Annotated in this window: 23 protein-coding genes and 1 other RNA gene; 17 read left to right on the forward strand and 7 right to left on the reverse strand. The window is 55.9% G+C overall.

Annotated elements, in window-relative coordinates:
- Positions 1-69: 69 nt before the first annotated feature.
- The 4 genes from asr to zapA all read right to left on the reverse strand — a co-directional run bounded on the left by asr (position 70) and on the right by zapA (position 1,870).
- On the reverse strand, positions 70-492 hold the full coding sequence (gene asr / locus CWS43_RS02905; RefSeq protein WP_101075348.1) for an acid resistance repetitive basic protein Asr: 423 nt from the start codon (positions 490-492) through the stop codon (positions 70-72).
- Positions 493-653: 161 nt separating this feature from the next.
- Complete coding sequence (locus CWS43_RS02910; RefSeq protein ID WP_101075349.1) at positions 654-1,268, reverse strand: 5-formyltetrahydrofolate cyclo-ligase; 615 nt, start codon at positions 1,266-1,268, stop codon at positions 654-656.
- Positions 1,269-1,307: 39 nt separating this feature from the next.
- A non-coding RNA gene (gene ssrS / locus CWS43_RS02915) (6S RNA) lies at positions 1,308-1,491 on the reverse strand.
- Positions 1,492-1,540: 49 nt separating this feature from the next.
- Positions 1,541-1,870 (reverse strand): cell division protein ZapA, encoded by a 330-nt coding sequence (gene zapA, locus CWS43_RS02920; RefSeq protein ID WP_013576788.1) that lies wholly within the window; start codon positions 1,868-1,870, stop codon positions 1,541-1,543.
- A gap of 253 nt (positions 1,871-2,123) precedes the next feature.
- On the opposite strand from zapA, the gene CWS43_RS02925 reads away from it, so the two are divergent.
- From CWS43_RS02925 to CWS43_RS02960, 8 genes are all read left to right on the forward strand, one after another.
- Positions 2,124-2,696 carry a YecA family protein gene (locus CWS43_RS02925; protein ID WP_101075350.1) on the forward strand — a complete coding sequence of 191 codons (573 nt, stop codon included), beginning with the start codon at positions 2,124-2,126 and terminating at the stop codon, positions 2,694-2,696.
- 54 nt (positions 2,697-2,750) lie between these two features.
- Positions 2,751-4,067, forward strand: coding sequence for a Xaa-Pro aminopeptidase (pepP, locus tag CWS43_RS02930; protein ID WP_101075351.1), 1,317 nt, complete (start codon positions 2,751-2,753; stop codon positions 4,065-4,067).
- An 18-nt stretch (positions 4,068-4,085) separates the two neighbouring features.
- Complete coding sequence (ubiH, locus tag CWS43_RS02935; protein ID WP_101075352.1) at positions 4,086-5,264, forward strand: 2-octaprenyl-6-methoxyphenyl hydroxylase; 1,179 nt, start codon at positions 4,086-4,088, stop codon at positions 5,262-5,264.
- 28 nt (positions 5,265-5,292) lie between these two features.
- Positions 5,293-6,519 carry an FAD-dependent 2-octaprenylphenol hydroxylase gene (gene ubiI, locus CWS43_RS02940; protein ID WP_101075353.1) on the forward strand — a complete coding sequence of 409 codons (1,227 nt, stop codon included), beginning with the start codon at positions 5,293-5,295 and terminating at the stop codon, positions 6,517-6,519.
- 322 nt (positions 6,520-6,841) lie between these two features.
- Complete coding sequence (gcvT, locus tag CWS43_RS02945; RefSeq protein ID WP_101075354.1) at positions 6,842-7,939, forward strand: glycine cleavage system aminomethyltransferase GcvT; 1,098 nt, start codon at positions 6,842-6,844, stop codon at positions 7,937-7,939.
- A 53-nt stretch (positions 7,940-7,992) separates the two neighbouring features.
- Complete coding sequence (gcvH, locus tag CWS43_RS02950) at positions 7,993-8,379, forward strand: glycine cleavage system protein GcvH (RefSeq protein WP_101075355.1); 387 nt, start codon at positions 7,993-7,995, stop codon at positions 8,377-8,379.
- Positions 8,380-8,488: 109 nt separating this feature from the next.
- On the forward strand, positions 8,489-11,362 hold the full coding sequence (gcvP, locus tag CWS43_RS02955; RefSeq protein ID WP_101075356.1) for an aminomethyl-transferring glycine dehydrogenase: 2,874 nt from the start codon (positions 8,489-8,491) through the stop codon (positions 11,360-11,362).
- Between the two features lie 710 nt (positions 11,363-12,072).
- Positions 12,073-12,819 carry an SDR family oxidoreductase gene (locus CWS43_RS02960; protein WP_101075357.1) on the forward strand — a complete coding sequence of 249 codons (747 nt, stop codon included), beginning with the start codon at positions 12,073-12,075 and terminating at the stop codon, positions 12,817-12,819.
- Positions 12,820-12,851: 32 nt separating this feature from the next.
- Here the strand turns inward: CWS43_RS02960 and CWS43_RS02965 are convergent, their stop codons facing one another.
- The 3 genes from CWS43_RS02965 to CWS43_RS02975 are packed head-to-tail and all read right to left on the reverse strand — an operon-like array spanning position 12,852 to position 16,877.
- On the reverse strand, positions 12,852-15,446 hold the full coding sequence (locus tag CWS43_RS02965) for a glycoside hydrolase family 38 C-terminal domain-containing protein (protein WP_101075358.1): 2,595 nt from the start codon (positions 15,444-15,446) through the stop codon (positions 12,852-12,854).
- Positions 15,443-16,570 carry a PTS fructose transporter subunit IIC gene (locus CWS43_RS02970; protein WP_101075359.1) on the reverse strand — a complete coding sequence of 376 codons (1,128 nt, stop codon included), beginning with the start codon at positions 16,568-16,570 and terminating at the stop codon, positions 15,443-15,445. Before CWS43_RS02970 ends, CWS43_RS02965 begins: the two co-directional genes overlap by 4 nt.
- A complete protein-coding gene (locus CWS43_RS02975; RefSeq protein WP_101075360.1) occupies positions 16,563-16,877 on the reverse strand; it encodes a PTS fructose transporter subunit IIB in 315 nt (104 codons plus the stop codon). The genes CWS43_RS02970 and CWS43_RS02975 overlap by 8 nt, the downstream gene beginning before the upstream one ends.
- An 843-nt stretch (positions 16,878-17,720) precedes the next feature.
- Here CWS43_RS02975 and CWS43_RS02985 point away from each other — a divergent pair.
- The 9 genes from CWS43_RS02985 to CWS43_RS03025 all read left to right on the forward strand — a co-directional run bounded on the left by CWS43_RS02985 (position 17,721) and on the right by CWS43_RS03025 (position 26,524).
- Complete coding sequence (locus CWS43_RS02985; RefSeq protein ID WP_101075362.1) at positions 17,721-18,578, forward strand: DeoR/GlpR family DNA-binding transcription regulator; 858 nt, start codon at positions 17,721-17,723, stop codon at positions 18,576-18,578.
- Positions 18,579-18,596: 18 nt separating this feature from the next.
- Positions 18,597-19,583 (forward strand): substrate-binding domain-containing protein, encoded by a 987-nt coding sequence (locus CWS43_RS02990; RefSeq protein ID WP_369825841.1) that lies wholly within the window; start codon positions 18,597-18,599, stop codon positions 19,581-19,583.
- Positions 19,584-19,585: 2 nt separating this feature from the next.
- Entirely contained in the window at positions 19,586-21,118 is a 1,533-nt protein-coding gene (locus CWS43_RS02995; protein WP_101075363.1) for a sugar ABC transporter ATP-binding protein, read from the forward strand.
- Positions 21,111-22,100: an ABC transporter permease gene (locus tag CWS43_RS03000; RefSeq protein WP_101075364.1), complete on the forward strand. Its 990-nt coding sequence runs from the start codon at positions 21,111-21,113 to the stop codon at positions 22,098-22,100. The genes CWS43_RS02995 and CWS43_RS03000 overlap by 8 nt, the downstream gene beginning before the upstream one ends.
- Positions 22,101-22,111: 11 nt before the next feature.
- The gene (locus tag CWS43_RS03005; RefSeq protein WP_101075365.1) at positions 22,112-23,185 is read left to right on the forward strand and encodes an ABC transporter permease; all 1,074 of its coding nucleotides are present in this window, start codon (positions 22,112-22,114) and stop codon (positions 23,183-23,185) included.
- Between the two features lie 49 nt (positions 23,186-23,234).
- A complete protein-coding gene (gene alsE / locus CWS43_RS03010) occupies positions 23,235-23,915 on the forward strand; it encodes a D-allulose 6-phosphate 3-epimerase (RefSeq protein ID WP_101075366.1) in 681 nt (226 codons plus the stop codon).
- A gap of 15 nt (positions 23,916-23,930) precedes the next feature.
- Positions 23,931-24,863 (forward strand): allose kinase, encoded by a 933-nt coding sequence (gene alsK, locus CWS43_RS03015; RefSeq protein WP_101075367.1) that lies wholly within the window; start codon positions 23,931-23,933, stop codon positions 24,861-24,863.
- A complete protein-coding gene (gene rbsK, locus CWS43_RS03020) occupies positions 24,860-25,792 on the forward strand; it encodes a ribokinase (protein WP_101075368.1) in 933 nt (310 codons plus the stop codon). Before alsK ends, rbsK begins: the two co-directional genes overlap by 4 nt.
- A 417-nt stretch (positions 25,793-26,209) precedes the next feature.
- The gene (locus CWS43_RS03025) at positions 26,210-26,524 is read left to right on the forward strand and encodes a hypothetical protein (protein ID WP_101075787.1); all 315 of its coding nucleotides are present in this window, start codon (positions 26,210-26,212) and stop codon (positions 26,522-26,524) included.
- Positions 26,525-26,594: the final 70 nt, after the last annotated feature.

Genomic DNA, 26,594 nt, shown 5'->3' on the forward strand with positions numbered 1-26,594 from the left:
AACCGGGTGTAAATTTAACAGTCCTGGTAATTGCGAGTTAACACCTCACAAAGACTTCTTGGTGACTTCTTATGCTGCTGGCGTTGCTTTAACAGCCGGAGCAGCTTTCTTAGCATGTTTCACGTGTTTTTTAGCAGCCTGTGCTTTCTGAGCAACCGGAGCTGCTTTCTTAGCGTGTTTCACGTGTTTCTTAGCAGCCTGAGCTTTCTGAGCAACCGGAGCCGCTTTCTTAGCGTGTTTTACGTGTTTCTTAGCGGCTTGCGCTTTCTGAGCAACCGGAGCCGCTTTCTTAGCGGCTTTTTTGTGTTTTTTAGCAGCCTGAGCTTTCTGAGCGACTTTCTTATGAGTCTTGTGTTTGGTTACGTGCTTGGCAGCCGGTGCAGCAGTAGTGGCTGTAGCAGCAGGTGCCGGCGTTGCAGTTGTTTCAGCAGCGAAAGCGACAGAAGACAGACCCATTGCAGCGGCTACAACCAGAGCTAATACTTTTTTCATGTTTAATTCCTCAGAGATATCGGTTTATGTGTCCGCCCCACTGCGGGGCCGTTGAGAAGATAATAGACACGACGGATTTTATTGTCCGTGAGGGATTGGTTTCGGCGTGTAACGGTATGTATAAGAGGAATTTCTGAGGGGAGTATTATCGGAGATAAGTATTAACAGTCAGCCGGTCTTCGCCACGTCCACACTTTGCCCGGCGTGATCACCTGCGGCAAAGGCACATCCCAGTGTTCCGCCGGCAAGGCATCCACTTGCTGGCAATCATGCGCTAAGCCTATCGGATACGGCCCGCCATCCTGCCAGTGCTCCAGCGTGCGGTCATAGAACCCGCCGCCCATACCCAGACGTTGTCCGTGGCGGTCAAACGCGACCAGCGGCGTCAGGATGATATCCAGCTGAGATAATGGCAGAACCTGTGTGACATCGAGTTGTGGTTCGAGGATTTTAAGGCGGTTGCGCACCAGCGGCGTTTCAGGCGTGTAGCGCAGGAACAACAGATGGTGAGGGGAAAAAGGATGCAGCACAGGCAGAAAAAGCTCTTTTCCTTCCTGCCACAGGCGCTGAATCAGCGGTGTGGTATCAAGCTCTCCGTCGAAGGACAGAAAAACTGAAATCGTGATGGCAGACTGAATTTTAGGGTGTTCGGCAACGCGATCAGCGGCCTGAAGGGCAAACTGTGTTTGCTGACCGGAAGTCAGGTTTTTTCTACGCTGGCGAATTTCAGTACGGATATTTTGTCGGGCAGAAGCAAAAAGAGGAGTGTGCGACATAGATACAAACACCAGAAAGGGATGTACCGAAAAGAAAGGGGAATCTCCGAGATGCCGTCGCAGGCTGTAACCCTTGAACCCATGGTTCAAGGTGAACGTGCTGTCGCAATCTTTAGGCTTCTCGGACGGACCGAGCATGCGCACCGATTACGGATCATCACATTCTGTTGGTACTAATTATCGGCTCAGGGGACGGGCCCGCTGGCGAACATCTCAGAGAAATTTTTTACCGCTTCTGACTGGCCTGTGACGAGCCACATCAGCAACGTGTGTTATTCGAAAGGCGCCCCTTCACGTTCAGAGATCCGGCCTTGTTCGAGCAATGCCTGCTCGATGGTTTGTTGCAGCATCCGGATACGTTGTTCCATATTGGATGCGTAATCGCGCGTTTTCAACCTTTCCTGAGCAAGTTCGTGACATACGTTCAATGCCGCGATGAAAACCAGTTGCTCTGTATTGGTGACTCTAGTGCGAACTTTAAGATCTTGCAACCGCTGATTAAGATCTTCAGCTGCCAGATTCAGTGCTTCCTGTTGTTCTGGCGGACAATTCACCCGTAACGAGCGACCAAAAATTTGAATATCTACCGGTTGTGCAGACATGCCACCTTCCTGCTGATTTATTCGTCCGCCCCAACGTGACCACTACGACCTGGCGCAGGATGTTGGAAGCGGGCGCCACTATAACTATCTCAATACCAGGTTACAACCCCATGACCGGCTGACTGCTGCCTGATTGTTCAGGGCGTGCCATTCAGGCCAAAGTGAGCCTGATTGCGGGCTGCTAATCTGGTACTACGACAGACCTTGGTGGTAGCATAACACGAACTTAACCTGCCAACGATGGCGAATGCGCATGTCTATTGAGAATACTTACCCTACTTACGATTCGTTGGATCAAAACCTGAAACAACAATCGGTTGCTTTGACCGCAGCAGAAATGCACGGTCTGATCAGTGGCTTACTGTGTGGCGGCAACCGCGACGGCAGCTGGCTGACGATGGTGCATGATCTGACCAATGAAGGTTTGGCCTTCCCGCATACGCTGGCGGATTTGCTGCAACAGCTACGTAAAGTCACGTCCGATACGCTCGAAGATGACAGCTTCGAATTTAAAATGATGATGCCCGATGACGACAAAAGCGTCTTCGAACGTGCCGACGCGCTCGCCGGTTGGGTCAACCATTTCCTGCTCGGCCTTGGCATGATGCAGCCTAAACTCGCGAAAGTGAAAGGCGAAGTCGGCGAAGCCATCGATGATTTGCGTAGCATCGCGCAACTTGGCTACGACGAAGATGAAGATCAGGAACAACTGGCGCAATCTTTAGAGGAAGTGGTGGAGTACGTGCGTGTGGCAGCCATTTTGTGCTTTGGCGAATTTGGCCACAGCCTGCCGTCTGCACCGGAAAACACCCGCACGTTGCACTGATTATTTGAGAACACATTTAATAACAACGAATTAAAACGATTTCAGGAGAAAGTGATGACTCAGCAAGAGATCGAGAACCGTCGCCAGGCGCTGTTAGCGAAAATGGTACCGGGAAGCGCTGCGATAATTTTTGCGGCCCCCGAAGCCCCGCGTAGCGCCGACAGTGAATACCCGTATCGTCAGAACAGTGACTTCTGGTATTTCACCGGTTTCAACGAACCGGAAGCCGTGCTGATTCTGGTCAAAAGTGATGAAAATCATAACCACAGCGTGCTGTTTAACCGCGTGCGTGATCTCACCGCTGAAATCTGGTTCGGACGTCGTCTGGGGCAGGAAGCGGCACCGGCTAAGCTGGGCGTGACCAAAGCCTTGCCTTTCGGCGACATCAACGACCAGCTTCATCTGTTGCTCAACGGCCTTGATGTGGTCTATCACGCGCAGGGCGAATATGCCTATGCCGATGAAATCGTTAACCGTGCGATGGAAAAACTGCGTAAAGGTTTTCGTCAAAACTTCGCCGCGCCCGCGACCGTCACTGACTGGCGTCCGTGGGTTCACGACATGCGTCTGTTCAAATCCGCCGAAGAAATCGCTGTTATGCGTCGCGCCGGGCAAATCACCGCGCTGGCACACACCCGTGCAATGGAAAAATGCCGCCCTGGGATGTTTGAATATCAGCTCGAAGGCGAAATTCATCACGAATTCAACCGCCACGGCGCGCGTTATCCTTCCTACAACACGATTGTCGGTAGCGGTGAAAATGGCTGCATTCTGCATTACACCGAAAACGAATGTGAGATGCGTGACGGCGATTTAGTGCTGATCGACGCCGGTTGTGAGTACAAAGGTTATGCGGGCGATATCACCCGCACCTTCCCGGTGAACGGCAAATTCAGCAAAGCGCAGCGCGAAATCTACGACATCGTGCTGGCGTCAGAATACAAAGCGCTGGAGATTTTAAAGCCGGGCAGCAGCATCCAGGCGGCGACCGAAGCGGCCGTGCGCGTGATGATTGAAGGTCTGGTGAAACTGGGCGTGATGAAAGGCGATGTCGACACGCTGTATGCCGAACAGGCGCACCGTCAGTTCTTCATGCACGGTCTGTCTCACTGGCTGGGTCTGGACGTACATGACGTCGGCCATTATGGCTCGGCAGATCGCAGCCGTACGCTGGAACCGGGCATGGTGCTGACCGTTGAGCCGGGTCTGTACATCGCGCCGGACGCCGACGTTCCGGAAGCGTATCGCGGCATCGGTATTCGCATCGAAGACGACATTCTGATCACCGCGACCGGCATCGAAATTCTGACCGGCGACGTGGTGAAAGAAGCCGATGATATCGAAGCCTTAATGGCGGCGGCACGTAAATAATATGAGCATTGTTTCTCTATGAGCATAGTGATTGTTGGCGGCGGAATGACCGGTGCCACGCTGGCGCTGGCGATTTCCTCGCTGACGCAGGGGCGTCTGCCGGTGCATCTGGTGGAAGCGACCGCGCCGCAAGAGCACGGGCATCCGGGTTTTGATGCCCGTTCGATTGCGCTCGCGCAGGGAACCTGCCAGCAACTGGCGCGCGTCGGGATCTGGCCGGCACTGGCAAAAATCGCGACGCCTATCCGTGACATTCACGTCAGCGATCGCGGTCATGCGGCTTTTGTGAATCTCACTGCGGCGCATTACGGTGTCGAAGCGCTTGGTCACGTTGTTGAGCTGCATGAAGTCGGCAACCGTTTGTTTGCCATGCTCAGCAAGGCGCCCGGCGTGACGGTGCATTGCCCGGCAAAAGTGGTTGATGTTAAAAGACAAACTGACAACGCGAGTGTCACGCTCGACAGCGGTGAAACCCTGACCGCGCAGTTGCTGGTCGCCGCCGACGGTTCTCATTCGTCGCTGGCGAAAGCCTGCAATATCAGCTGGCAGCGCGAGGATTACGGGCAAATTGCCGTCATCGCCAACATCGCCACCAGCGAACCGCATAACGGCCGCGCGTTCGAACGCTTCACCCAAAACGGACCGCTGGCTTTATTGCCGATGTCCGACGGGCGCAGTTCGCTGGTCTGGTGCCACCCACGCGAAGCCCGTGAAGAAATTGATCACTGGAGCGAGGCGAAGTTTCTCAGCGAACTGCAAAAGGCCTTTGGCTGGCGTCTGGGTACCATGAAACAGGCCGGTAAACGCTTCAGTTATCCGCTGCAATTACAAAAAGCCAACAGCCATATCAGCCATCGTCTGGCGCTGGTGGGTAACGCGGCGCAAACCCTGCATCCGATTGCCGGTCAGGGATTTAACCTCGGCCTGCGCGATGTGATGACGCTGGCGGAAACGCTGGCAGGCGCCGCAGGGCAGGGCAACGACGTCGGCAGTTATCGCGTACTTTGCGATTATCAGAACCGCCGTCAGCCCGATCAGCAGGCAACCGTCGGCGTTACCGACGGCCTGATCCACCTCTTTGCCAACCGTTATCTGCCATTAATGGTCGGCCGCAATCTGGGTTTACTGGCGATGGAAGGCATCACGCCGTTGCGCGATGCGTTTACAAGGCGGACGCTCGGCTGGGTTGACCGTTAATTCCGTTCCGGGCCTTACAGGAAAAATTATGCAATCTTTTGATGTGGTTATCGCCGGTGGCGGAATGGTCGGTCTGGCGCTGGCATGCGGATTACAGGGCAGCGGCCTGCGTGTTGCTGTGCTGGAGAACCAGCTGCCGGATCTCGATTCACCTTTGCCGGAACAGCCGGGTCTGCGCGTTTCTGCCATCAACGCCGCCAGCGAGCGCCTGCTCAAATATATCGGCGTTTGGGACAACATCATCGCTCAGCGCGCGAATGCGTATCAGGGAATGGAAGTCTGGGATCGCGACAGCTTCGGTAAAATCGCATTTCGTGGCGAAGAATACGGTTTCAGCCACCTTGGTCATATCATCGAAAATCAGGTCATTCACCGCGCCCTGTGGCAGCGGGCAGAAAATGCTTCTGACATCACGCTGCTCGCACCTGCGACGCTGAAAAATGTCGCGTGGGGCGAAAACGATGCGTTCGTGACTCTCAGCGATGACCGCCAGCTCAGCGCGCGTTTAGTGGTCGGCGCTGACGGCGCACAGTCGTGGCTGCGTCAGCATGCCGATATCCCGCTGACGTTCTGGGATTACCGCCATCATGCACTGGTTGCGACCATTCGCACCGAAGAGCCGCACCAGTCTGCCGCACGACAGGTTTTCCACGGTGAAGGTATTCTGGCGTTCCTGCCGCTGGCGGATGCTCATTTGTCTTCTATCGTCTGGTCGGTTTCGCCGGATGAAGCGCAGCGTCTGAGCGCCCTGGCACCGGAAGAGTTTAATAAAATTCTCGCCAGCACCTTTGACCTGCGTCTGGGCGTTTGTGCTGTCGAAAGCGAGCGTCTGACCTTCCCGCTGACCGGCCGTTATGCCCGCAGTTTCGCCGCGCCACGTCTGGCGCTGGTGGGCGATGCGGCACACACCGTGCATCCGCTGGCCGGGCAGGGCGTTAACTTAGGCTTTATGGACGCCGCCGAGCTGGCTTCTGAAATCAAACGTCTGCAAAAAGATGGCAAAGATTTCGGTCAGCACATGTATTTGCGCCGTTACGAGCGCCGCCGTAAACACAGTGCGGCGCTGATGCTGGCGGGAATGCAGGGTTTCCGCGAACTGTTTGCCGGGGATAATCCGGCGAAGAAATTATTGCGTGATATCGGCCTGACGCTGGCGGATTCCTTACCGGGTGTGAAACCGCAACTGGTCCGTCAGGCGATGGGGCTCAACGATCTTCCTGAATGGTTACAGGACGATTCGCTTCGATTGAAATAATCTAATTTCAGCTCAGTTTTACCATTACTTTTTCTAATTCGAGGCCGGGTTCCCCATTCTGAAAAGGGTGAGAAATCCGGCCTCGCCGTTATATAACATCGATACTTTTGGTGTTTATTTGTAGATTTTGCGCCATAAACCCCAGTTTACCAGTCATAAGCTCTGCACAATGCCCCTGAGAAATTACTGACATTCGTTCTGCTCCGCATATTTTATCTTATGGTTAGCGCACGGATTAGGTGGTAAGTTCAGATAAAGGGTATCGTTTGCGCTCCCTGTCATTTTTACATTTTCAGGCAGCCTTTTCGTCATGAGGAATAAGATGGTTAAGCAGACTCAGCTTTATGAACAACACGTGGCGTGCGGTGCGCGTATGGTCGATTTCCACGGCTGGATGATGCCTTTGCATTACGGCTCGCAGCTGGATGAGCACCACATTGTGCGTCAGGACGCCGGTATGTTTGACGTCTCGCACATGACCATCGTTGACCTTCACGGCGCACGGACCCGCGAATTCCTCCGTTATCTTCTGGCGAATGACGTCGCCAAACTCACCGTCCCGGGCAAAGCCCTTTACACCGGCATGCTCAATGCGTCCGGCGGCGTGATCGACGACCTGATTGTTTACTTCCTCACTGAAGATTATTTCCGCCTGGTGGTGAATTCCGCCACCCGCGAAAAGGATCTGGCATGGATTTCGCAGCATGCAGAACCGTACGGCATCGAACTGACCGTGCGTGATGACTTAGCGCTGGTTGCCGTTCAGGGGCCGCAGGCGAAAGAAAAAGCCGAAACGCTGTTCACCGCAGAACAAAAGCAAGCCGTTGCTGGCATGAAACCGTTCTTCGGCGTGCAGGCAGGCGATCTCTTTATTGCCACGACCGGCTACACCGGCGAAACCGGTTATGAAATTGCACTGCCGCAAGAGCAGGTTGCTGATTTCTGGCAGAAATTACTGGCCGCGGGCGTTAAACCTGCCGGGCTCGGCGCGCGTGACACGCTGCGTCTGGAAGCCGGCATGAACCTCTACGGTCAGGAAATGGATGAAGGCGTTTCACCGCTGGCGGCCAATATGGGCTGGACCATCGCGTGGGCACCGGAAGACCGCAACTTTATTGGCCGTGACGCACTGGAAAGACAGCGCGAGCAGGGCACCGAACAGCTTGTCGGTTTAGTGATGACAGAGAAAGGCGTGCTGCGTAACGAACTGCCGGTGCGATTTACCGACGGCGCGGGCAATACGCAGGAAGGCGTGATCACCAGCGGCTCATTCTCCCCGACTCTCGGCTACAGTATTGCTCTGGCACGCGTTCCGGCGGGCATTGGCGAAAACGCTATTGTTCAAATCCGTAACCGCGAAATGCCGGTAAAAGTCACCAAACCAGGCTTTGTCCGTAACGGCAAACCGCTGGTGCAGTAACCCATTCGATTCGCTGATTTATAAAAATTTAAAATGTTTTCAGGAGATTAAAGATGAGCAATGTGCCAGCAGATTTGAAATACGCGTCTTCCCACGAGTGGGTGCGTTCAGAAGGCAACGGCGTTTACACCGTAGGGATCACCGAACACGCGCAGGAATTACTGGGCGACATGGTCTTTGTAGACCTGCCAGAAGTGGGCCGTGTAGTCGCCGCAGGCGAAGACTGCGCGGTCGCGGAATCCGTTAAAGCGGCGTCCGATATTTACTCCCCAATCAGCGGCGAAATCGTGGCTGTGAACGGCGAGCTGGAAGGTTCTCCGGAGCTGGTCAACAGCGAGCCGTATGGCGAAGGTTTCCTGTTCCAGATTAAAGCCTCAGACGAAGCCGAACTGGCTAACCTTCTGGATGCAGAAGCCTACTCAGCTTCAATCGAAGAGTAATCAAGACTGCAATACCCGCCCCGTAACCCGTTTGCGGGGCGAACTCAAGACCCGTAGCTTTTGTCAGTATCCCAAGACACCTCCAGCAGATTTCAGGAATGCGTAGCAAATGACTCAGACTCTCAGCCAACTCGAAAACAGCGAAGCCTTTATCGGCCGTCACATTGGTCCGTCTTCTCAGCAGCAGCAACAGATGCTGGAAACGGTCGGTGCAGACTCGTTAAACGCGCTGATCCAGCAGATCGTTCCGGTCGATATTCAGCTGCCGGGGCCACCGGCCGTCGGCGATGCCGTGACAGAACATCAGGCGCTGGCTGAGCTGAAAGCTATTGCCAGCCAGAACCAGCGTTATAAATCCTACATTGGTATGGGTTACAGCGCAGTGCTGACACCGCCGGTGATCCTGCGCAACATGCTGGAAAATCCGGGCTGGTACACCGCGTACACGCCATATCAGCCGGAAGTGTCTCAGGGCCGCCTCGAAGCGCTGCTCAACTTCCAGCAACTGACGCTGGATCTGACCGGTCTGGATCTGGCTTCTGCGTCGTTGCTCGATGAAGCAACCGCTGCCGCCGAAGCTATGGCGCTGGCGAAACGCGCCAGCAAACTGAAAGATGCTAACCGTTTCTTCGTGGCGGATGACGTACACCCGCAAACGCTGGACGTTGTGCGCACCCGTGCGGAAACTTTCGGCTTCGACGTTATCGTTGATAAAGCTGAAAAAGTGCTCGATCTGGAAGGTGTGTTCGGCGTGCTTTTACAACAGGTCGGCACCACCGGTGAAGTTCACGATTACACCGCGCTGCTGGGCGAACTGAAATCCCGCAAAATTGTGACCAGCGTTGCCGCTGATATTATGGCTCTGGTTCTGCTGGCCGCGCCGGGCAAACAGGGCGCTGATGTGGTCTTCGGTTCCGCGCAACGCTTTGGTGTGCCGATGGGTTACGGCGGCCCGCACGCCGCGTTCTTCGCCTGCCGCGACGAGTTCAAACGCTCTATGCCGGGCCGTATTATTGGTGTTTCCCGCGACGCCGCCGGGAAAACCGCGCTGCGTATGGCGATGCAGACCCGCGAGCAACATATCCGCCGCGAAAAAGCCAACTCCAACATCTGTACCTCGCAGGTTTTACTGGCGAATATTGCCAGCCTGTATGCGGTATTCCACGGCCCTGAAGGCCTGAAACGCATTGCGTCACGCATTCACCGTCTGACCGACATTCTTGCTTCTGGCCTGAAACAGGGCGGCCTGACCCTGCGTCACAACACCTGGTTTGACACGCTGACCGTTGAAGTCAAAGACAAAGCTGCCGTGCTGGAACGTGCGCTGAGCTTTGGTCTGAACCTGCGCACCGACATTCACGGTGCCGTAGGCGTGACGCTCGATGAAGCGACATCCCGTGAAGACGTACAGATTCTGTTCGCCGCCCTGCTGGGTGACGACAACGGTCTGGACATCGACAAGCTGGATAAAGCCGCATCGACCGACAGCAACTCGATTCCTGCCGCGATGCTGCGTGTGGATCCGATCCTGACGCACCCGGTCTTCAATCAGTACCACAGCGAAACCGAGATGATGCGTTACATGCACCGTCTGGAGAAAAAGGATCTGGCGCTGAATCAGGCGATGATCCCGCTGGGCTCCTGCACCATGAAACTGAATGCTGCGGCCGAAATGATCCCGATAACCTGGCCGGAATTTGCTGAGCTGCACCCGTTCTGCCCGACAGAACAGGCCGCCGGTTATCAGCAAATGATTGGTCAGTTGTCACAGTGGCTGGTGCAGCTGACCGGTTACGACGCGGTGTGTATGCAACCGAACTCTGGTGCGCAGGGCGAATATGCGGGCCTGCTGGCGATCCGTCGTTACCACGAAAGCCGTAACGAAAGCAGCCGTCACATCTGCCTGATCCCAAGTTCAGCGCACGGCACTAACCCGGCTTCCGCCCAGATGGCCAGCATGACGGTGGTGGTCGTGGCCTGCGACAAACAGGGCAACATTGATCTGAGCGATCTGCGTGAGAAAGCGGCGAAAGCGGGCGATGAGCTGTCCTGCATTATGGTCACTTATCCTTCCACGCACGGCGTTTACGAAGAAACGATCCGCGAAGTTTGCCAGATTGTGCATCAGTACGGCGGTCAGGTTTACCTCGACGGCGCGAACATGAATGCCCAGGTCGGCATCACCACGCCGGGTTACATCGGCGCGGACGTTTCGCACCTTAACCTGCATAAAACCTTCTGCATCCCGCACGGCGGTGGCGGTCCGGGTATGGGCCCGATCGGTGTGAAAGCGCATCTGGCACCGTTTGTTCCGGGCCACAGCGTCGTGCAGATTGACGGCGTGCTGACGCAAAATGGTGCAGTTTCTGCGGCACCGTTTGGCAGCGCGTCTATCCTGCCAATCAGCTGGATGTACATCCGCATGATGGGCGCGGAAGGTCTGAAGCAGGCCAGCCAGGTCGCGATCCTGAATGCGAACTACATCGCTACCCGACTGAAAGACGCGTATCCGGTGCTCTACACCGGCCGCGATGGCCGCGTGGCGCACGAATGTATTCTGGATATCCGTCCGCTGAAAGAGACCGTTGGTATCAGCGAAATGGACATCGCCAAGCGTCTGATCGACTACGGGTTCCACGCGCCAACCATGTCATTCCCGGTTGCGGGTACGCTGATGGTTGAACCGACCGAATCCGAAAGCAAAGTGGAGCTGGATCGCTTTATCGATGCGCTGCTCGCCATCCGCGGTGAAATCGACCGCGTAGCGAAAGGCGAATGGCCGCTGGCCGATAACCCGCTGGTGAACGCACCGCACGTACAAAATGAGCTGGTGAACGAGTGGAACCACCCGTACACCCGCGAAGTGGCCGTGTTCCCGGCAGGTGATGAGAATAAATACTGGCCGACGGTGAAACGTCTCGATGACGTTTACGGAGACAGGAACTTGTTCTGTTCATGCGTACCGATGAGTGATTACGAGTAAGGCTCGTTTTTAGCTGAGGCCGCAGCTAATGGCGGCTTTTGCTAGTCACATCAAAATCAAATTCAAAACCGTGGGCGTCGGCCCACACCGACCAGAGGGAGAACAAACCTTCTCCCTCTGGACACCCGCGTTTTTTCACTGCGCGCTGTCGCTAGCCAGCTATGTTTCAGAAACCCCCGCTTTTGCCGCAAAATCCCGCCGCTGCGCGGTACCCCTCCGTTCGGGTTACAAAACTCGCAAAAACACGCTCGTTTTTCCACCACTCCTCCGGCGCGATTTTTGAAAGCGGCTGGAAGCTTATCTGAATTCAAATGCAGGCTGGTTTTGTCTTTTAGATAGGCAGGATGGCGCGCTCAAAAATCCTGCTGAACGGAGCGGGCTGGAGACCTGAGGCTCCAGCACCGAGTGAAGGAACCGCGCAGCGGCAGGGTTTTGCGCCACACGCGGTTGTGCCAGAACACGTCTGTCGTCCCAGCGATAGCGCGTGTTCAAAAAGCGTGGGGAAATCCAAAAGGGGAAAAGCACTTTCCCCTTTTGGTCGGTTTCGGCGCCAGTCGCTGAGCGATCATTGCACATGAAAAACCGAAATATCCTCGATCCCTCCAAAACCATTAGGCAGGTTTGGGCAGCGAGCCAAGGTTTCTCCCTGAAAGTTGTAATTGAAACAATCTCCCCTACACTTTCCTCACTTTCCAAAAGGAGCTCCCTCTATGAACAGCGTAGCGTTAGTTACCGGCGGTAGCCGCGGTATCGGCCGTGCAACCGCGATCCTCCTCGCGCAACAGGGTTACGCCGTCGGCGTCAACTATCTGAATAACGAAACCGCTGCACAATCCGTCGTCGATGAAATTCAACAGGCCGGTGGCAAAGCCATCGCGCTTCAGGCTGATATTGCCGACGAAACGCAGGTTGTCGCGATGTTTAAACGCCTGGGCGAAGAACTCGGGACAATCACCGCGCTGGTGAATAATGCCGGAATTTTGTTCCAGCAGACGACGATTGAAAACCTCTCGGCGGAGCGGATTAATAAAGTGCTGTCCACCAACGTGACGGGCTATTTCCTGTGCTGCCGCGAGGCGGTGAAAATCATGTCGCACCGGCACGGCGGAAAGGGTGGGACGATTGTGAATGTCTCCTCGGCGGCAGCCCGTCTGGGTGCGCCGGGCGAATATGTTGATTACGCCGCCTCAAAAGGGGCGGTGGACACCCTGACCACCGGTCTGGCGCTGGAAGTGGCGGCGTACGGTATTCGCGTTAACTGCGTGCGGCCCGGTCTGATTTATACCGAAATGCACGCCAGCGGCGGTGAGCCGGGGCGCGTCGATCGCGTGAAGGCCAATCTGCCGATGCAGCGCGGTGGCCAGCCGGAAGAAGTGGCGCAGGCGATTCACTGGTTGCTCTCCGATTCCTCCTCCTACGTCACCGGCAGCTTTCTCGATCTGGCGGGTGGGAGATAATAAAAAACGGGGATCGCTCCCCGTTTCTCTGCTTATTTCCCGATTAAAAACGTCACCGGTTCCCCGGCTTTCGTCATTTCCCTGAAACCTTCTCCGCTTCGCTCAGTCTCGGCCAGATTTGAGGGCGTCACGGCGTTATGCGATTTCACTTCTCCGGTTTTTATTGCCTGCGCCGACGGATTCCAGCCACGTAAAACCCAGTGGTCGCCGCGCTGCGATTTCTTTAGCGTGCTGAAATGCAGCGCTGTTTCCCAGCTCAGTAAGCTGTAATTCGCGGCGAAGTTTTTCCCGTGCGGATTCAGCCGGAACCGCGACCAGCCGGTGGCGAGATACGCAAGCATCGGCGTTTTCCACGCTTCGACACGTTGCCAGAAACCGGCATCCGGCATGCCTGTCAGCGGCATTACGGCCAGTGAACAATGATGAAGGCCGGGGATCTGCGATTCCGGCGATGGCAGCACCATGCCCGATGCGCGTCCCGGCCGGTAAGGCATGTTTGCGCGGCCCAGCCAGCCGACGCTGCGCAGCAACGTAACGGCCAGTACGTCCTGCTGATTTTCGGGGATTTCATACTCGCGCAACCCTTCGGTGACCGCGCACAGCCCGCGTTTTTCGTCGTGCATTATCACCAGACTTTGCATCGGATACAGCGCTGCCGGGGCTTCATTCCAGTTTTCGGCCTGCCAGATTTTCATGGCGGCAGGCTGATTATCGCGCTGAATCAGCCCGAACGGCTGATCGGCGAAATGCACCTGCGTCTCTGCACCGGTTGGCATTAAAACCTGCAAGCGGTGATCGCGGGTCTGATTATCCACGGTGATGTCCACGCTCAGCGACGGCGAGTCGTGCATCAGCGTCAGCGTCAAAGTGACGTCCAGACTGGCATCGGCAAGCCTCTGCTGGCGCGAATCCAGATCCTGCGGCACCGGCAGCCGGTAGCGCAGCACCATGCGGTTATACAAACTGCCGCCGTCAGTGTGGCATTCCAGAAGATGATGGTCGCCGGTGATTTTCCAGTCCTGTACCGGCGGCGAATAGTTGTAGTTATCACCGGCATCGCCGCCGTCCACCAGTTGCAGCAGATGCGGATAATGCTGGCCGCTGCGTTTGTCGGTCAGCGTCAGCACGCCTTGCGCGTCGGCGCGCAGGTGCAGGAAATGGTTTTCCAGCTGATGCGGGTTCACCGAATGCGGCAGATGTTGGGTGATTTCGCCGGGCTGGAACCACAGCGTTGTGTAGCCGCACGGCGGCACGTTTTTCACGTCAATCAGCAGCTCGCATTTCCGGTACCAGATGGTTTCCGTGCTGTTCGACAGCTCCTGAACCACTGTCGACATATCCTGCGGTTGTTCACTGATCAGCTGCCAGTGACACTCATTGCCGTCGTTATCACAGAGCCGGAAGTCGTTTTCCGGCGTCATTACCGTCAGACGTACTTTGCCGCTGCGCAGTGTCGGCAGGCTGTTAAACAGCAGAATTTGCGTGCCTTCCTGCGTGGCGGTGATGCCTTCGCTGAGCTTTTTAAAGTTCAGCTCCAGCAACTGTTCGGCCATTTCCATGCCGGAAAGCAGCCGGTTTTTCACCATCGCATTCACCCTGTCGGAATTGCAGCCGCCGATGCTGTCATGCGCGTGGGATTTCATCGCTTCGCGCCAGATATTGTCCACTGCGGTTTGCGGATACGGCAGACCGAGCGAAGCACCGACCGTCAGCAGCGGTTCGAGATACTGACTGACTGTTTGTTCCAGCTTCGCGTTGAGCTTCTTGATGTCGATGCGGGTGGAGAAAATTCCGCGATGAATGCGCATGTATTTCGGGCTCAGGAGTTCGCCACGAAAATCTGGCAGATGATCGCGCTGTTTATCCAGTGCGGTGAAAAATGCGCCGAAGCTGCTGTTAACAAAGTGAAATTCATCCTGCCGCTGATTGAGCGCATTCAGCATTTCGGGAACCTGATATTCGAACGGCGACTGATCGTTGCCGTTGGGTAATAAAATCAGATCGCTGGCGGCAAACTGCGCTTGTTTGCGGCAGGCCTTTTGCACCACGGGCAGCGCCGTTTCGGCGTCAGCGGGTAACCATTTTGCGCAGCCGTAACCCCACGGCAAGACGGCGGTGGTGACGCAACTGCCGTCATCGCTATGCCAGATAAATTCGGTGGTCGCGACGTCATGCTCGCACCAGCCGCGCCAGAGTACGGCGTGGCCGATGGCGAACTGTTGCAGAAACATCGGCAACTGGGCGCTCTGGCCGAAAGAGTCCGGCACGTAGCCGACCGGCATCGGCGCGCCGTATTTGCGTGCGCCTTCAATCCCTAACAGCAAATTGCGTGCGACAGATTCCGCGCCGACCACCAGAAAATCGGTCTGCGTATACCACGGGCCAATCAGAATGCGGCCTTCGCGGATAAGCGCGGTCAGGCGACTGAGATTTTCCGGCGCCACTTCCAGATAATCGTCGAGCACTACCGTCTGTGCATCGAGCACGAACGGCGGCAACTGAGGGTCGGATTCCAGCCGGTTGAGCAGGTCATCCATGAAATAGTACAGCACCGCTTTCGAGTCATTTTCAGTGAAATACCATTCGCGATCCCAGTGAGTATGCTGAATCAGATGGACGGTTTTCATTGGCGGTTCACCTTAAATTTAGGGGCAGGGGATGCAGCAGGTTTCGCGACGGTTTCGGTATCGCCGTGGCGGAAGACCAGCAGCGAGCCGCAGGCGACCACCGCAGAACCGGTGGCGATCGAAAGTACGTAAACCGGCCAGCCGTCTACCGCCAGCCAGCCGTAGAACCCGGAAATCGGCGCGTGATTGACCGCACCCAACCCGACGGCCATCGCCGCGCCCAGAGCGGAACCGACAACGTTGATCACGATGATTTTGGGGTTGGATAACGCGAACGGGATCGCGCCTTCAGAGACGCCAATCAGCCCCATCAGCGTCGAGGCTTTTCCAGCTTCGCGCAGGGATTCGGGGAAGCGCTTTTTCCACAGCAAAGTGGCGACGCCCAGGCCAATCGGTGGAATTATAATCGCCACCTGCGCCGCGGTATTCGGGTCATAAATACCGGAAGCCAGCAGCGCCATCGCCGTGGTGACAGCCGCTTTATTGATGGGGCCGCCGAGATCAAACCCGACCATTCCGCCAATCACCGCGGCCAGCAACACTTTGTTGGTGCCGGATAGGGTCATCAGCCAGGCTTCCATCCCGCGATTGAGCGCCGCGAGAGGCGTACCGACCACAAACGCCATAATGCAGCAGGTCAGCAATGTGCCGCCGACCGGCAGAATAAATATCGGCCCGGCCGACGCCAGTGCGCGCGGCAGTTTGATAAAACGCACCATCCAGCGAACGATATAACCGGCTACAAACCCCGCCACCAGTGCGCCGATAAAGCCGGTACCCAGATTGCTGGCCAGCAGCCCGCCAATCATACCGGGCGCAATCCCCGGCTTATTCGCCAGCGCATAACTGATATACCCGGCGACAATGGGCAGCATCAGCGAAAGCGCCAGCCCGCCAAAACCGTCGAACTGGTGCAGCAGTTTGATTATCTGGCTGGCGGCCTGCGCATGGCTGTTGTCCCAGATATTATCGATGCCATACATCGACGCGCCGATGCGCGCGATGCCCATGATCACCGCGCCGGCAATCACGAACGGCAGCATATAAGAAACGCCGGTCATGATGGCGTTTTTAACATCCGTGCCGACGTGCCCGCCACCGGCTTCTGCCCTGAATTTAGCCATTCGCCACCTCCTGTTCGATCGCTTCAAAAACCGCATCACCGTGTTTGATCGGATCACTGACGCTGCATTCGAGCGTGATCATGCCGTCGAAACGTTCTTTATTATTGACAGCAACATCGGCGGCAAGAATAACGCCGTCGGCGCGCGCGAGATCTTCCGCAGTAATAATATTTTCAGCCCCCAGACTTCCCTGCGTTTCGACTTTGATTTCGTGTCCGCGTTTTTTTCCCAGCACTTCAAGCGATTCTGCGGCCATATAAGTATGAGCAACACCGGTCGGGCAGGCAGCAATACAGACGAAATACATAATAAATTCCTCGGATTTGACCTGATTTCAGGCATAAAAAAAGCACAACGGCGAAAGCGCGCGTTGTGCCTGATGGCGACGGAAAAGAAATAACAGCTGCCTCGTTAGCGGGTGCGCCGCTCAGACGGTGACAGCAGCGTAACTGGCTGACCAGAGTGGATAAATGTGTGAATGTCAGCACGTGACGTAATTGCGCCACCAGCCGGACGGCAACGGAAATAACATTAATCTGAGTGTGGGAAATAAAACGCTGCATTTTTTCCTGCGGCAGCAGCGAATTACCGGCGCAGTGCCAGAGCTGTTTCCACTGGTCACTGAAATCAGCCGGATTTATTTCTTCATTTTTATCTGCGGCGGCGCTGAGATTATCGACAGAGTTAAAGCAGCAGCAGCCTAATATAAACGCTTTTATTCCGCAGACTGGCGTCAGCAAAATTAATAAAAGGCGATTTATAAAAGGAGAAGAAGACATAAACGCTCCGTAAAAAGTGAATCTGTAGTAAACAGCAATCGAAAAATGCCCGCTGTGATGTTCTGCACAAACCCTGTTTCCCATCCCCAAACGGTCAACTCCACACAAACGGTCATAACCGGTCATGAGAAACCGCGAGGAATTGTGACCGTTTGCAAAACTGTTGCTGTCTTGTTGCAACGCAAATGACGATTTAATGCCGTTCCCGCCACAGATCCAAACTTTAACATTTCATCTTTTCTCATCTTTTCGTGACAACTATCACATGACGGCGGTGGCAAAAAATGCACACAGCCGCGTTTGAGGCACTGCGCATTCCACAACCACCGGGCTGCGTATCCTGTTTGACATCGGGAAAGAGGAATCACCACATGCTGCCAGTAGAGCGACATCGTTTTATTACCGAAATTCTCACCCAGCGCGGACGCATTCTGGTTCAGGAAGTGGCGCAGTTATGCCGTATTTCGCTGGAAACGGCGCGGCGGGATCTGGCGCTGCTGGAAAAGCGCGGCGTGCTGTTACGCAGCCACGGCGGCGCGGTCTTTACGGAACATTCGGCGGGCGAAAAAACCTATGTGCCGTCGCAGATTGAACAGGGCGAATCGTTTCGTGACCGCAGTAATCAGTCGCCTGACAGCAAAACGCGCATCGCCAAACGCGCATTGCAACTGATTAATCCGGGTGACTGTCTGCTGCTCGACAGCAGTTCGACCAGCTGGTATCTGGCGCGCCAGTTGCCCGATATTCAGCTGGTGGTGCTGACCAACTCAGTGCAGATCATCCAGACGCTGTCGGTGAAAGCCAATGTGCGCACCATCGGTTTAGGTGGTGAATATTCGGCGAAATATGAAGATTTCGTCGGCGTGCTGGCCGAGCAAATGCTGAAAGAGTTCGTCATCAACAAACTGTTTTTCTCCTGTCACGGCATCAGCCACGAAGGCGGCATCCGTGAAAGCAACGAGCATCACGCGCGGCTGAAACAGCAAATGCTGCTTTCCTCCGAGCACAAAATTTTGCTGGCTGACTCCAGCAAATTCGGCCGCCGCTCTTTTGCGCGGATCTGCCACTACCGGGAAATCGACACACTGATAACAGACCATCTGGAGGATGAGGAATTCCGCCAGGAACTGGCCTGGAGCAACGTTAACGTGATTGAAGTTTCTCCGTCACCCCTACAGAAAAAAACTAAAAACAACCGCAACGGCCCGTTTGCTGCGGTAAATAACTGACCTCCCAGGAGAGTAAACATGATCAAGAAATCCGTTCTTGCCTGCCTGTTCGCCACAGCCATGTTGTCCCTGTCAGCACACGCCGCTGACAAAATTCGCATGGGCGTGGTGGTGAAAGTCGGCGGTAACGCCTGGTTCAACGCGATGGAAGCCGGGATCAAAAGCGAAGCGGCGAAACGCGGGATCGACGCATGGCAGGTCGGCCCGACCAGCGCCGATCCGGCGTTGCAGGTGCGTGCGATTGAAGATCTGATCGCCCAGAAAGTGGATGTGATCGGCGTGGTGCCCAACGATGCCCGCGTGCTGGAGCCGGTGCTGAAACGCGCACACGACGCCGGGATCAAAGTCATCGTGCATGAATCGCCGGATCAGAAATACGCCGACTGGGATTTTGAAATGGTCGACGCCACGCAGCACGGCATTAACCACATGATCGCCCTCGCACAATGTATGAAAGAAAAAGGCGATTACGCGGTGTATGTCGGCAGCCTGACCGTACCTTTGCATCAGAAATGGGCCGATGCGGCCATCAATTATCAGAAAGAACATTATCCGAACATGCATCTGGTCGGCGATAAATTCGGTGTCGGCGAATCGCTTGATGACAGCATCCGCACCACCAACGACCTGATGTCAAAAGACGCCAATCTGAAAGGCATTCTGGCGATCGGTTCACAAGGCCCGATCGGCGCAGGCCGTGCGGTGCTTAACCGCGCCAAAACCGATGATGTCTGCGTCTTCGGGCCATTCAGTCCGGGTCAGGGCGCAAGCCTGGTGAAAGCCGGTGCCATCAAAGGCGGCTTTATCTGGAACCCGATGGTGGCCGGTGAAGTCTTCGTGCGCATCGCCGAGAAGCTGGAAAAAGGCGAAAAAATCACTGACGGCATGACCATCGAAGGCATGGGTAAAGTGAAAGTTGATGAAGCCACGCGCACCATTCTGGGCAACGAAACCGAAAGTCTGGATAAAGCGAACCTGCCGAAACTGGTCAAAATGGGGCTGTAATCATGGCAATCTCCGAGATCATTCAAACAGACAACACGCCGCTGATTGATGTACAGAATCTGTCGGTGACCTTTGGCGGACAGCGCGCGCTTAACGACATTTCCCTGCGGCTGATGCCGGGGGAAGTTCACTGCCTGGCGGGCACCAACGGCTGCGGTAAAAGTACGTTGATCAAAGTGATCTCGGGGGTTTATCAGCCGGATAACGGTTGCCGGATCACGCTGGGTTCTGCCACGCAGGGGCTTCAGACGTTCAGCAAGCTCAGCCCGGATCAGGCGCGGCAGTTTGGCGTTCAGGTGATCTATCAGGATCTGTCGCTGTTTCCGAACCTGAGCGTGTTTGAAAACATCGCGTTCGACCACAACCTGCAAGGGCTGATGGGCTGGTATCGCCCGTCACGCCTGCGCGACACCGCGCAGCGCATCCTCACTGAACTCAATTACACCTTAGATCTCGACAGCAAAGTGTCGGCGCTGCCGATTGCCCAGCGCCAGCAGGTGGCAATTTGTCGCGCGCTGGTTGCCGATGCGCGGTTAGTCATTATGGATGAACCGACCGCCTCGCTGACCCGCACCGAAGTGAATCAGCTGCTGCGCACCGTGCATTACCTGAAAAACAAAGGCATCAGCGTGGTCTTCGTCAGCCATCGTCTCGACGAAGTGCTGGAGATTTCCGACAGCGTCACGGTCATTCGTGACGGCAAAAAAGTCGGCACCTTCCCGGCTTCTGAAGTCAGCAGCGAACGCCTGACCGAGCTGATGACCGGCCTCAGGCTCGATTACCGCCTGAAAGCCGCCAACATGAATGACGAACGCATCATGCTGGAAGCCGACAAACTCACCCGCGAAGGCCAGTACCACGACGTCAGTTTCAAACTGCACGCCGGCGAAGTGCTCGGCCTGTGCGGCCTGCTCGGTTCCGGACGCACCGAACTGGCGCTTAGCCTGTTTGGTATGACCAAACCGGACAGCGGCAAAATTTACCTCGACAGCAAACCGGTGCGTTTTCGCAGCCACGAAGACGCGATCAAATCTGGCATCGGTTATGTCTCGGAAGACAGGCTGACGCTGGGGCTGATCCAGCAGCAATCGGTCGGCGACAACACCGTGCTGGCGATCATGGATCAGCTGCGCAGCCGTTTTCATCTGATCGACGAATACCGCAAAAACAAGATCATCCAGCAGTGGATCGAAAAACTCGGCGTCAAAGTCGCGAACCCGGATCAGGCGATTTCCACGCTGTCCGGCGGCAATCAGCAAAAAATCGTGCTGGCGAAATGGGTGCTGACGCAGCCGAAAATCCTGATCCTCGATTCACCGACCGTCGGCGTGGACGTCGGCGCGAAAGCCAGTATTTACCAGCTGGTGCATCAGCTGGCGGAAGAGGGCATTTCGATCCTGCTGATTTCCGACGAAGTGCCGGAAGTGTATTTCAACTGCGACCGCGTGCTGCATTTCTCCGAAGGCACGGTGAAGGGTGAATATCTTCCGGGCGCGATTACTCAGCAACAGCTTGCGGAGGCGGTCAATGCTTAAGCTCAGCCGGTTACGCCCGTCCAGCAACGAAGGTTATTTAGCCTGGGTTTTGCTGGTGGTTATCGTCACGTTTTCCCTGCTCACCAATCAGTTTCTGACGCTTCAGAACCTGCTCGATCTGACCGAAAGTTACGCCGTCAGCGGCATTTTTGCCCTCGGCTTATTTGTGGTGCTGGTCACCGGCGGCATTGATATTTCCTTCGCGGCGGTGGCTTCCGTCGTGCAGTACCTCATCGCCACGCTGGCCATTCATTACGGCCTGAGCAGCCCGACCGGTAGCATTTTACTGGCGATCGCGATCGGCACCGTCCTCGGGATGATCAACGCCATCCTGATCTACTGCCTGCGCATTGTCTCGATCATCGTCACTATCAGCATGCAGTCACTGCTGTTCGGCATGCTGATGTGGCTGACCAACGGCACCAGCCTCTACGACCTGCCGGACTGGCTGACCACGCCGATCCGCGTCCTGCCGTTCAGCGTCGGCGGGCAGCATTACCAGATTGGCTTGCCGGTTGTCGTGATGCTGGCGGTGGCAGCGCTGAGCTGGATTTTACTTAACAAAACGCATCTGGGCCGTCAGCTGTTTGCGGTCGGCGGTGATCAGGAATCCGCTCGCCGCATTGGCATCCGTGTCGGTCTGCTGCACCTGTTTGCCTACGGCTATCTCGGCGCGATGGCGGCGATTGGCGGGCTGGTTCAGGTCTACCGCGTCGGCGAAGTGGTGCCGAATGCGCTGGTCGGCGGCGAGCTGGATGTTCTGGCTGCTGCGGTGCTCGGCGGCGCCAGCCTTAACGGCGGCAAAGGCAGCGTGGTCGGCACACTGATGGGCGTGTTCCTGATTGGCGTGCTGAAAAACGGCCTCAACCTGGTTGGCGTCTCCAGCTACTTCATGAATATCGTCATCGGCGTGGTGATTGTCGCGGCCATCACCGTCACCCATTACAAGAAACGCAAAGAAACCGAAGTCGGCTTCGCCTGAGGAAAACCGCTATGTTCGCGAAAAGCAGAAATGTGAATCTTAAAGACCGGCCACGGCTGAAAATAGCTTCCCTGAAAATAGACAGCACCACACTGGGATTATCGCTGTTGCTGCTGGTGGTCATTATCGGTTTCAGCCTGGCGATGCCGGGGCGATTCTTCAGTGACGCCACCTTTATGAGCGTCGCATTTCAGCTGCCGGAACTCGGTTTGCTGACGCTGGCGATGTTTATCCCGATCCTCAGCGGCGGCCTGAACCTGTGCATTATTGCCACCGCTAACCTGACCAGTCTGCTGATGGCGTGGGTGTTTCTGACCTGGCTGCCGCCCGATGCCAGCATGGCGATGCAGGCGGTCTGGCTGACCGTAGCGCTGGTTGGCGCAATGATTCTGGCGCTGGTCATCGGCATGCTGACCGGTGCGCTGGTGGCCTATGTCGGGGCGCATCCGATTCTGGTCACGCTCGCCACCATGACGATGGTGAACGGCGTTGGCATCTATCTCTCACGCGGCGCGGCCATCAGCGGTATGCCCGACATCGTGCGCTTTATCGGCGCGGAAACGCTGCTCGGCGTGCCGGTTCCGCTGATTATCTTCCTGCTGACGGCGGTGTTCATCGCGGTGTTCCTCGAACGCACGCGTCTTGGAAAATACATCTACATGAGCGGCAGCAACATCAACGCCACCCATTTCAGCGGCGTCAACACGCACCGTGTCCTCATCGCCATTTACGTGATTTCCAGCATGTTATGCGTGATTGCCGGGCTGGTGATGATGGCGCGCTTCAACTCGGCGCGCATGGGCTACGGCGATTCTTACCTGCTGCTGACCGTCCTGGCGATCATTTTAGGCGGCACCGACCCGAACGGCGGATTCGGCAAAGTGGCGGGCGTGGTGCTCTCGCTGATTGTCCTCCAGGTGATTTCTACCGGCCTGAATCTGTTGAACGTCAGCCCGCATTTCAGCCTGGCGATGTGGGGCGCGGTACTGATTGTGGTGCTGGCGCTGAAATTCTTCCGTGCCCGTTTCCTGCAAAAACGTGCAGGGCGCATGAGCGCCGCCAAAGCGCGGGCTGCACAACCTTAACCCTTATTTTAAAGCTTATTTTCATAGCCTCTGACCTTAGGAAAACATCATGGAATACAAAATTTCTCCGTCGCTGATGTGCATGAGCCTGATAGACATCAGACAGCAACTGGAGGTGCTGAACCGCCGCGCTGACATGCTGCACATCGACATCATGGACGGCCATTACGTCAAAAACATCACGCTGTCGCCGTTCTTCATCGAACAAATCCGCCCGCATACGCCGCTGGTTCTGGACGTGCATATGATGGTGGAAAATCCGTCCGACTTTATCGAACCGATAGCCAGAGCCGGTGCTGATTTTATTTGCCCGCACGCCGAAACCATCAACCGCGACGCGTTCCGCATCATCAACCAGATCCGTTCTCTGGGTAAAAAGGTCGGCGTGGTACTTAACCCTGCGACGCCGGTGGAATATATCCAGCACTACATTCATCTGCTGGATAAAATTACCGTCATGACTGTCGATCCGGGCTACGCCGGGCAGCCGTTCATCCCGGAAATGCTGGGGAAAATTGCCCAGCTGCGCGATCTCAAACAGCAAAAAGGCTACCGCTATCTGATCGAAATCGACGGATCCTGCAACCTGCGGACGTATCAGGATCTGATGTCTGCGGGCGCGGAAGTGTTGATCGTCGGCAGTTCCGGCCTGTTCACACTCGACAGCGATCTGGATATTGCCTGGGACAAAATGCTCGATCAGATGCGTCAGGCGCGTCACGCAGCCTGAGGGCAGGAGAGCCGTATGCCGCATTTTCTTGGAGTGGACGTCGGGGGCACCAATACCCGTTTAATGCTGATGGACAGCCAGCAAAATTTTCGCGGCTACCACAAAATCCCGACGCAAAGTTGGGCAGGGCAAAGTGATCCGCTGAGCGGGCTGGAAGCACTGATTCGCAGGTATCTGGATGCGCAGGATCCGCATCATCAGGTGGCACAGGTGATGCTCGGTTTGCCGGGGATCTTATCCCGCGACCGGCAAACCGTGTTATCGCTGCCGTTTATTTCCGCGCTGGATAATCAGCCGGTCGCGGAGCAGCTTGCGCAGCGGCTGCATCTGCCGGTGACGATGGATAAAGACGTTAACCATCTGATGTGGTGGGATTTACTTCAGCACGACGCGCTGCCGGACGTCGCCGTCGGCCTGTATCTGGGCACCGGTCTGGGCAACAGTTTGTGGATTAACGGCGATTTTTATCACGGTGCGCACGGCGGCGCGGGCGAGCTCGGGCATATTCCGCTGGCAGGCAATCCGCTGCTGTGTCCTTGCGGCAAAACCGGGTGCGTCGAAACGCTGACGTCCGGCAACTGGCTGACCGGCTGGGCGCGGCAGCACGCACCGCAAACGCCGTTCGCCGATCTGTTTGTGCGTCACGCAGAACATGTGGATTTGACCGAATTTGTAGCGCGTCTGGCGCGAACGGTCGCCAGTGAAATGAACATTCTGGACCCGGAATATCTGGTGCTCGGCGGCGGTGTGCTGGCGATGGAGAATTTCCCGCTGGCGCAGCTCGAACAGCAGTTGCGCAGCCATCTGCGCAGCCCGTATCCGGCGAACGGACTGAAGATCCACTTCAGCGCCGTCACCGATGAAACCGGCTGCCGCGGTGCCTGTCTGGCCGCACAACGCGTTTTTCAGTCGCAGTCACGACCGTTTTCTTTCAGGAGAGAGGCATGAAAAAAGGCAAGGTATGCGTATTTGGTTCTTTCAACCTCGACATCGTCGCTGGCATGGCGCGTTTCCCCAAACCGGGGGAATCCCTGATTGCGCGCAACAGCATGATGGGGGCGGGCGGAAAGGGCGCGAATCAGGCGGTTGCAGCACTGCGCGCCGGTGCGCGGGTGCATTACATCGGGAAAGTCGGGCGCGATGATTTCGGCATGTTCGCCCGCCGCCACCTCGACAACGCCGGTTTCGACGCCGTCACGCTGTTTTCCACCAGCGAATGCCCGACCGGTAATGCGCTGATTTACGTCGCCGGTGCGGACGCGGAAAACATGATAGCGGTCGATCCGGGCGCGAACCTGACGGTCACCGACGAAGAGGTCGAACAATGCCGCCCGGCGGTAGCCGCTGCCGATATCCTGCTGACGCAGCTGGAAAATAATCTTCCGGCTATCGAAAAACTGATCAATATCGCCAGGGAAAACGGGACGTACATTATCCTCAACCCCGCGCCGTTCCAGCCGGTTTCCGACCACCTGCTGGCGCAGGTTGATTTGCTCACGCCCAACGCCACTGAATGCACATTGCTGACCGGCATTGAGGTTCACGATATTCCATCCGCTAAGCGCGCCGCCCACGCGCTGCACGCTAAAGGCATTCAGGCACTGATCGTCACGCTTGGCACGCAGGGCGCACTGCTTTCCGTGAATGGCGAAACGCAGATCATCGCCGCCTGCCCGGCCACACCGGTCGATACCACCGGCGCAGGCGATGCCTTCAACGGCGCATTAGCCTCACAACTCGCCGCCGGTTCCACGCTTTCCGAAGCCGCGCAATTTGCCTCCGCGTACGCGTCTGTTTGTGTGGAAAGAGCAGGGGCTGCGGCATCGATGCCGACCTATGAAGAAGCACGGGAAAGGATGGGAGTTGGTGTGGTTTGATATTTCACTGAATGATCAGTCCGCACAAACCTCAATTTTCGAATTCGCCATTAATACCCCACACCAGCCCTCCCCTTCGCAGGGGAGGGAGCAGACGTCATTCCTGCGAGACGCCTTCCAAATACCAAAGTAACTTCCTGTAAATCCATACAGTCTGTTTCATTGGCAAAATCATCGGAATATAGTCACCTCGCTGCGGCAAAATCCGTAGCCGGACTTGGAACTCCGATTATCTGGAACTGAAAAAACTTGTTTTTTTTCAGCGGCTACGTGCACACTTCAATTCGTGGCTCAGGCAGGGCAATCTTTATGATTGGCCGGTCGCTAGATCCGGAGTTCCAAACCTGTCTGAGTCACTCCTTTAGTTTGGAACCTGAAGGCGTGATGAAACTTAAATCTAGTAATGGAATGATCATCATGACAACAACCGAAACCCAATACCCTGAAAACTCCATCACCGCTTTTCGCACTTTGATTTCCGATATGGATCTCAGCAACTTCACCGAACCCCAGCTTTATGATCTTGGCGCGGTCGCCTCTGAATCTGCCGAAGGCCTTTGCCATGGTTTGCTGTGTCTGAGCGAAGGTCTGGAAAGCGGCGAGCTTTTGCCGCCTGAGGGTGTGGCGCAGGTGAGCGCGTACATCAAAGCTACGGCGCATGTTTTGCCTGCTTTGTTTGAGTTGTCGGAAAAAGCCGGGAACGCACTGGCGAGGTCGGGAGTTCAGGGTTAATGTCGGGAAAGCTAGCCTGATGTAAATTAAAGAACAGAGGCGACTAATAACAGAATCTGGTTGCCTCTGC

Source organism: Rahnella sp. AA, from assembly GCF_002834385.1.
Taxonomy (GTDB): Bacteria; Pseudomonadota; Gammaproteobacteria; order Enterobacterales; family Enterobacteriaceae; genus Rahnella.

Coding starts and splice junctions, on each gene's coding strand:
- ubiH (WP_101075352.1), top strand. CDS start 4,086: ATGAGCATAGTGATTGTTGGCGGCGGAATGACCGGTGCCACGCTGGCG.
- CWS43_RS03025 (WP_101075787.1), top strand. CDS start 26,210: ATGACAACAACCGAAACCCAATACCCTGAAAACTCCATCACCGCTTTT.
- asr (WP_101075348.1), bottom strand. CDS start 492: ATGAAAAAAGTATTAGCTCTGGTTGTAGCCGCTGCAATGGGTCTGTCT.
- CWS43_RS02965 (WP_101075358.1), bottom strand. CDS start 15,446: ATGAAAACCGTCCATCTGATTCAGCATACTCACTGGGATCGCGAATGG.
- CWS43_RS03000 (WP_101075364.1), top strand. CDS start 21,111: ATGCTTAAGCTCAGCCGGTTACGCCCGTCCAGCAACGAAGGTTATTTA.
- CWS43_RS02990 (WP_369825841.1), top strand. CDS start 18,597: ATGATCAAGAAATCCGTTCTTGCCTGCCTGTTCGCCACAGCCATGTTG.
- zapA (WP_013576788.1), bottom strand. CDS start 1,870: ATGTCTGCACAACCGGTAGATATTCAAATTTTTGGTCGCTCGTTACGG.
- rbsK (WP_101075368.1), top strand. CDS start 24,860: ATGAAAAAAGGCAAGGTATGCGTATTTGGTTCTTTCAACCTCGACATC.
- CWS43_RS02910 (WP_101075349.1), bottom strand. CDS start 1,268: ATGTCGCACACTCCTCTTTTTGCTTCTGCCCGACAAAATATCCGTACT.
- alsE (WP_101075366.1), top strand. CDS start 23,235: ATGGAATACAAAATTTCTCCGTCGCTGATGTGCATGAGCCTGATAGAC.
- CWS43_RS02970 (WP_101075359.1), bottom strand. CDS start 16,570: ATGGCTAAATTCAGGGCAGAAGCCGGTGGCGGGCACGTCGGCACGGAT.
- alsK (WP_101075367.1), top strand. CDS start 23,931: ATGCCGCATTTTCTTGGAGTGGACGTCGGGGGCACCAATACCCGTTTA.
- CWS43_RS02925 (WP_101075350.1), top strand. CDS start 2,124: ATGTCTATTGAGAATACTTACCCTACTTACGATTCGTTGGATCAAAAC.
- gcvT (WP_101075354.1), top strand. CDS start 6,842: ATGGTTAAGCAGACTCAGCTTTATGAACAACACGTGGCGTGCGGTGCG.
- CWS43_RS02960 (WP_101075357.1), top strand. CDS start 12,073: ATGAACAGCGTAGCGTTAGTTACCGGCGGTAGCCGCGGTATCGGCCGT.
- ubiI (WP_101075353.1), top strand. CDS start 5,293: ATGCAATCTTTTGATGTGGTTATCGCCGGTGGCGGAATGGTCGGTCTG.
- gcvP (WP_101075356.1), top strand. CDS start 8,489: ATGACTCAGACTCTCAGCCAACTCGAAAACAGCGAAGCCTTTATCGGC.
- CWS43_RS02985 (WP_101075362.1), top strand. CDS start 17,721: ATGCTGCCAGTAGAGCGACATCGTTTTATTACCGAAATTCTCACCCAG.
- CWS43_RS02975 (WP_101075360.1), bottom strand. CDS start 16,877: ATGTATTTCGTCTGTATTGCTGCCTGCCCGACCGGTGTTGCTCATACT.
- pepP (WP_101075351.1), top strand. CDS start 2,751: ATGACTCAGCAAGAGATCGAGAACCGTCGCCAGGCGCTGTTAGCGAAA.
- gcvH (WP_101075355.1), top strand. CDS start 7,993: ATGAGCAATGTGCCAGCAGATTTGAAATACGCGTCTTCCCACGAGTGG.
- CWS43_RS03005 (WP_101075365.1), top strand. CDS start 22,112: ATGTTCGCGAAAAGCAGAAATGTGAATCTTAAAGACCGGCCACGGCTG.
- CWS43_RS02995 (WP_101075363.1), top strand. CDS start 19,586: ATGGCAATCTCCGAGATCATTCAAACAGACAACACGCCGCTGATTGAT.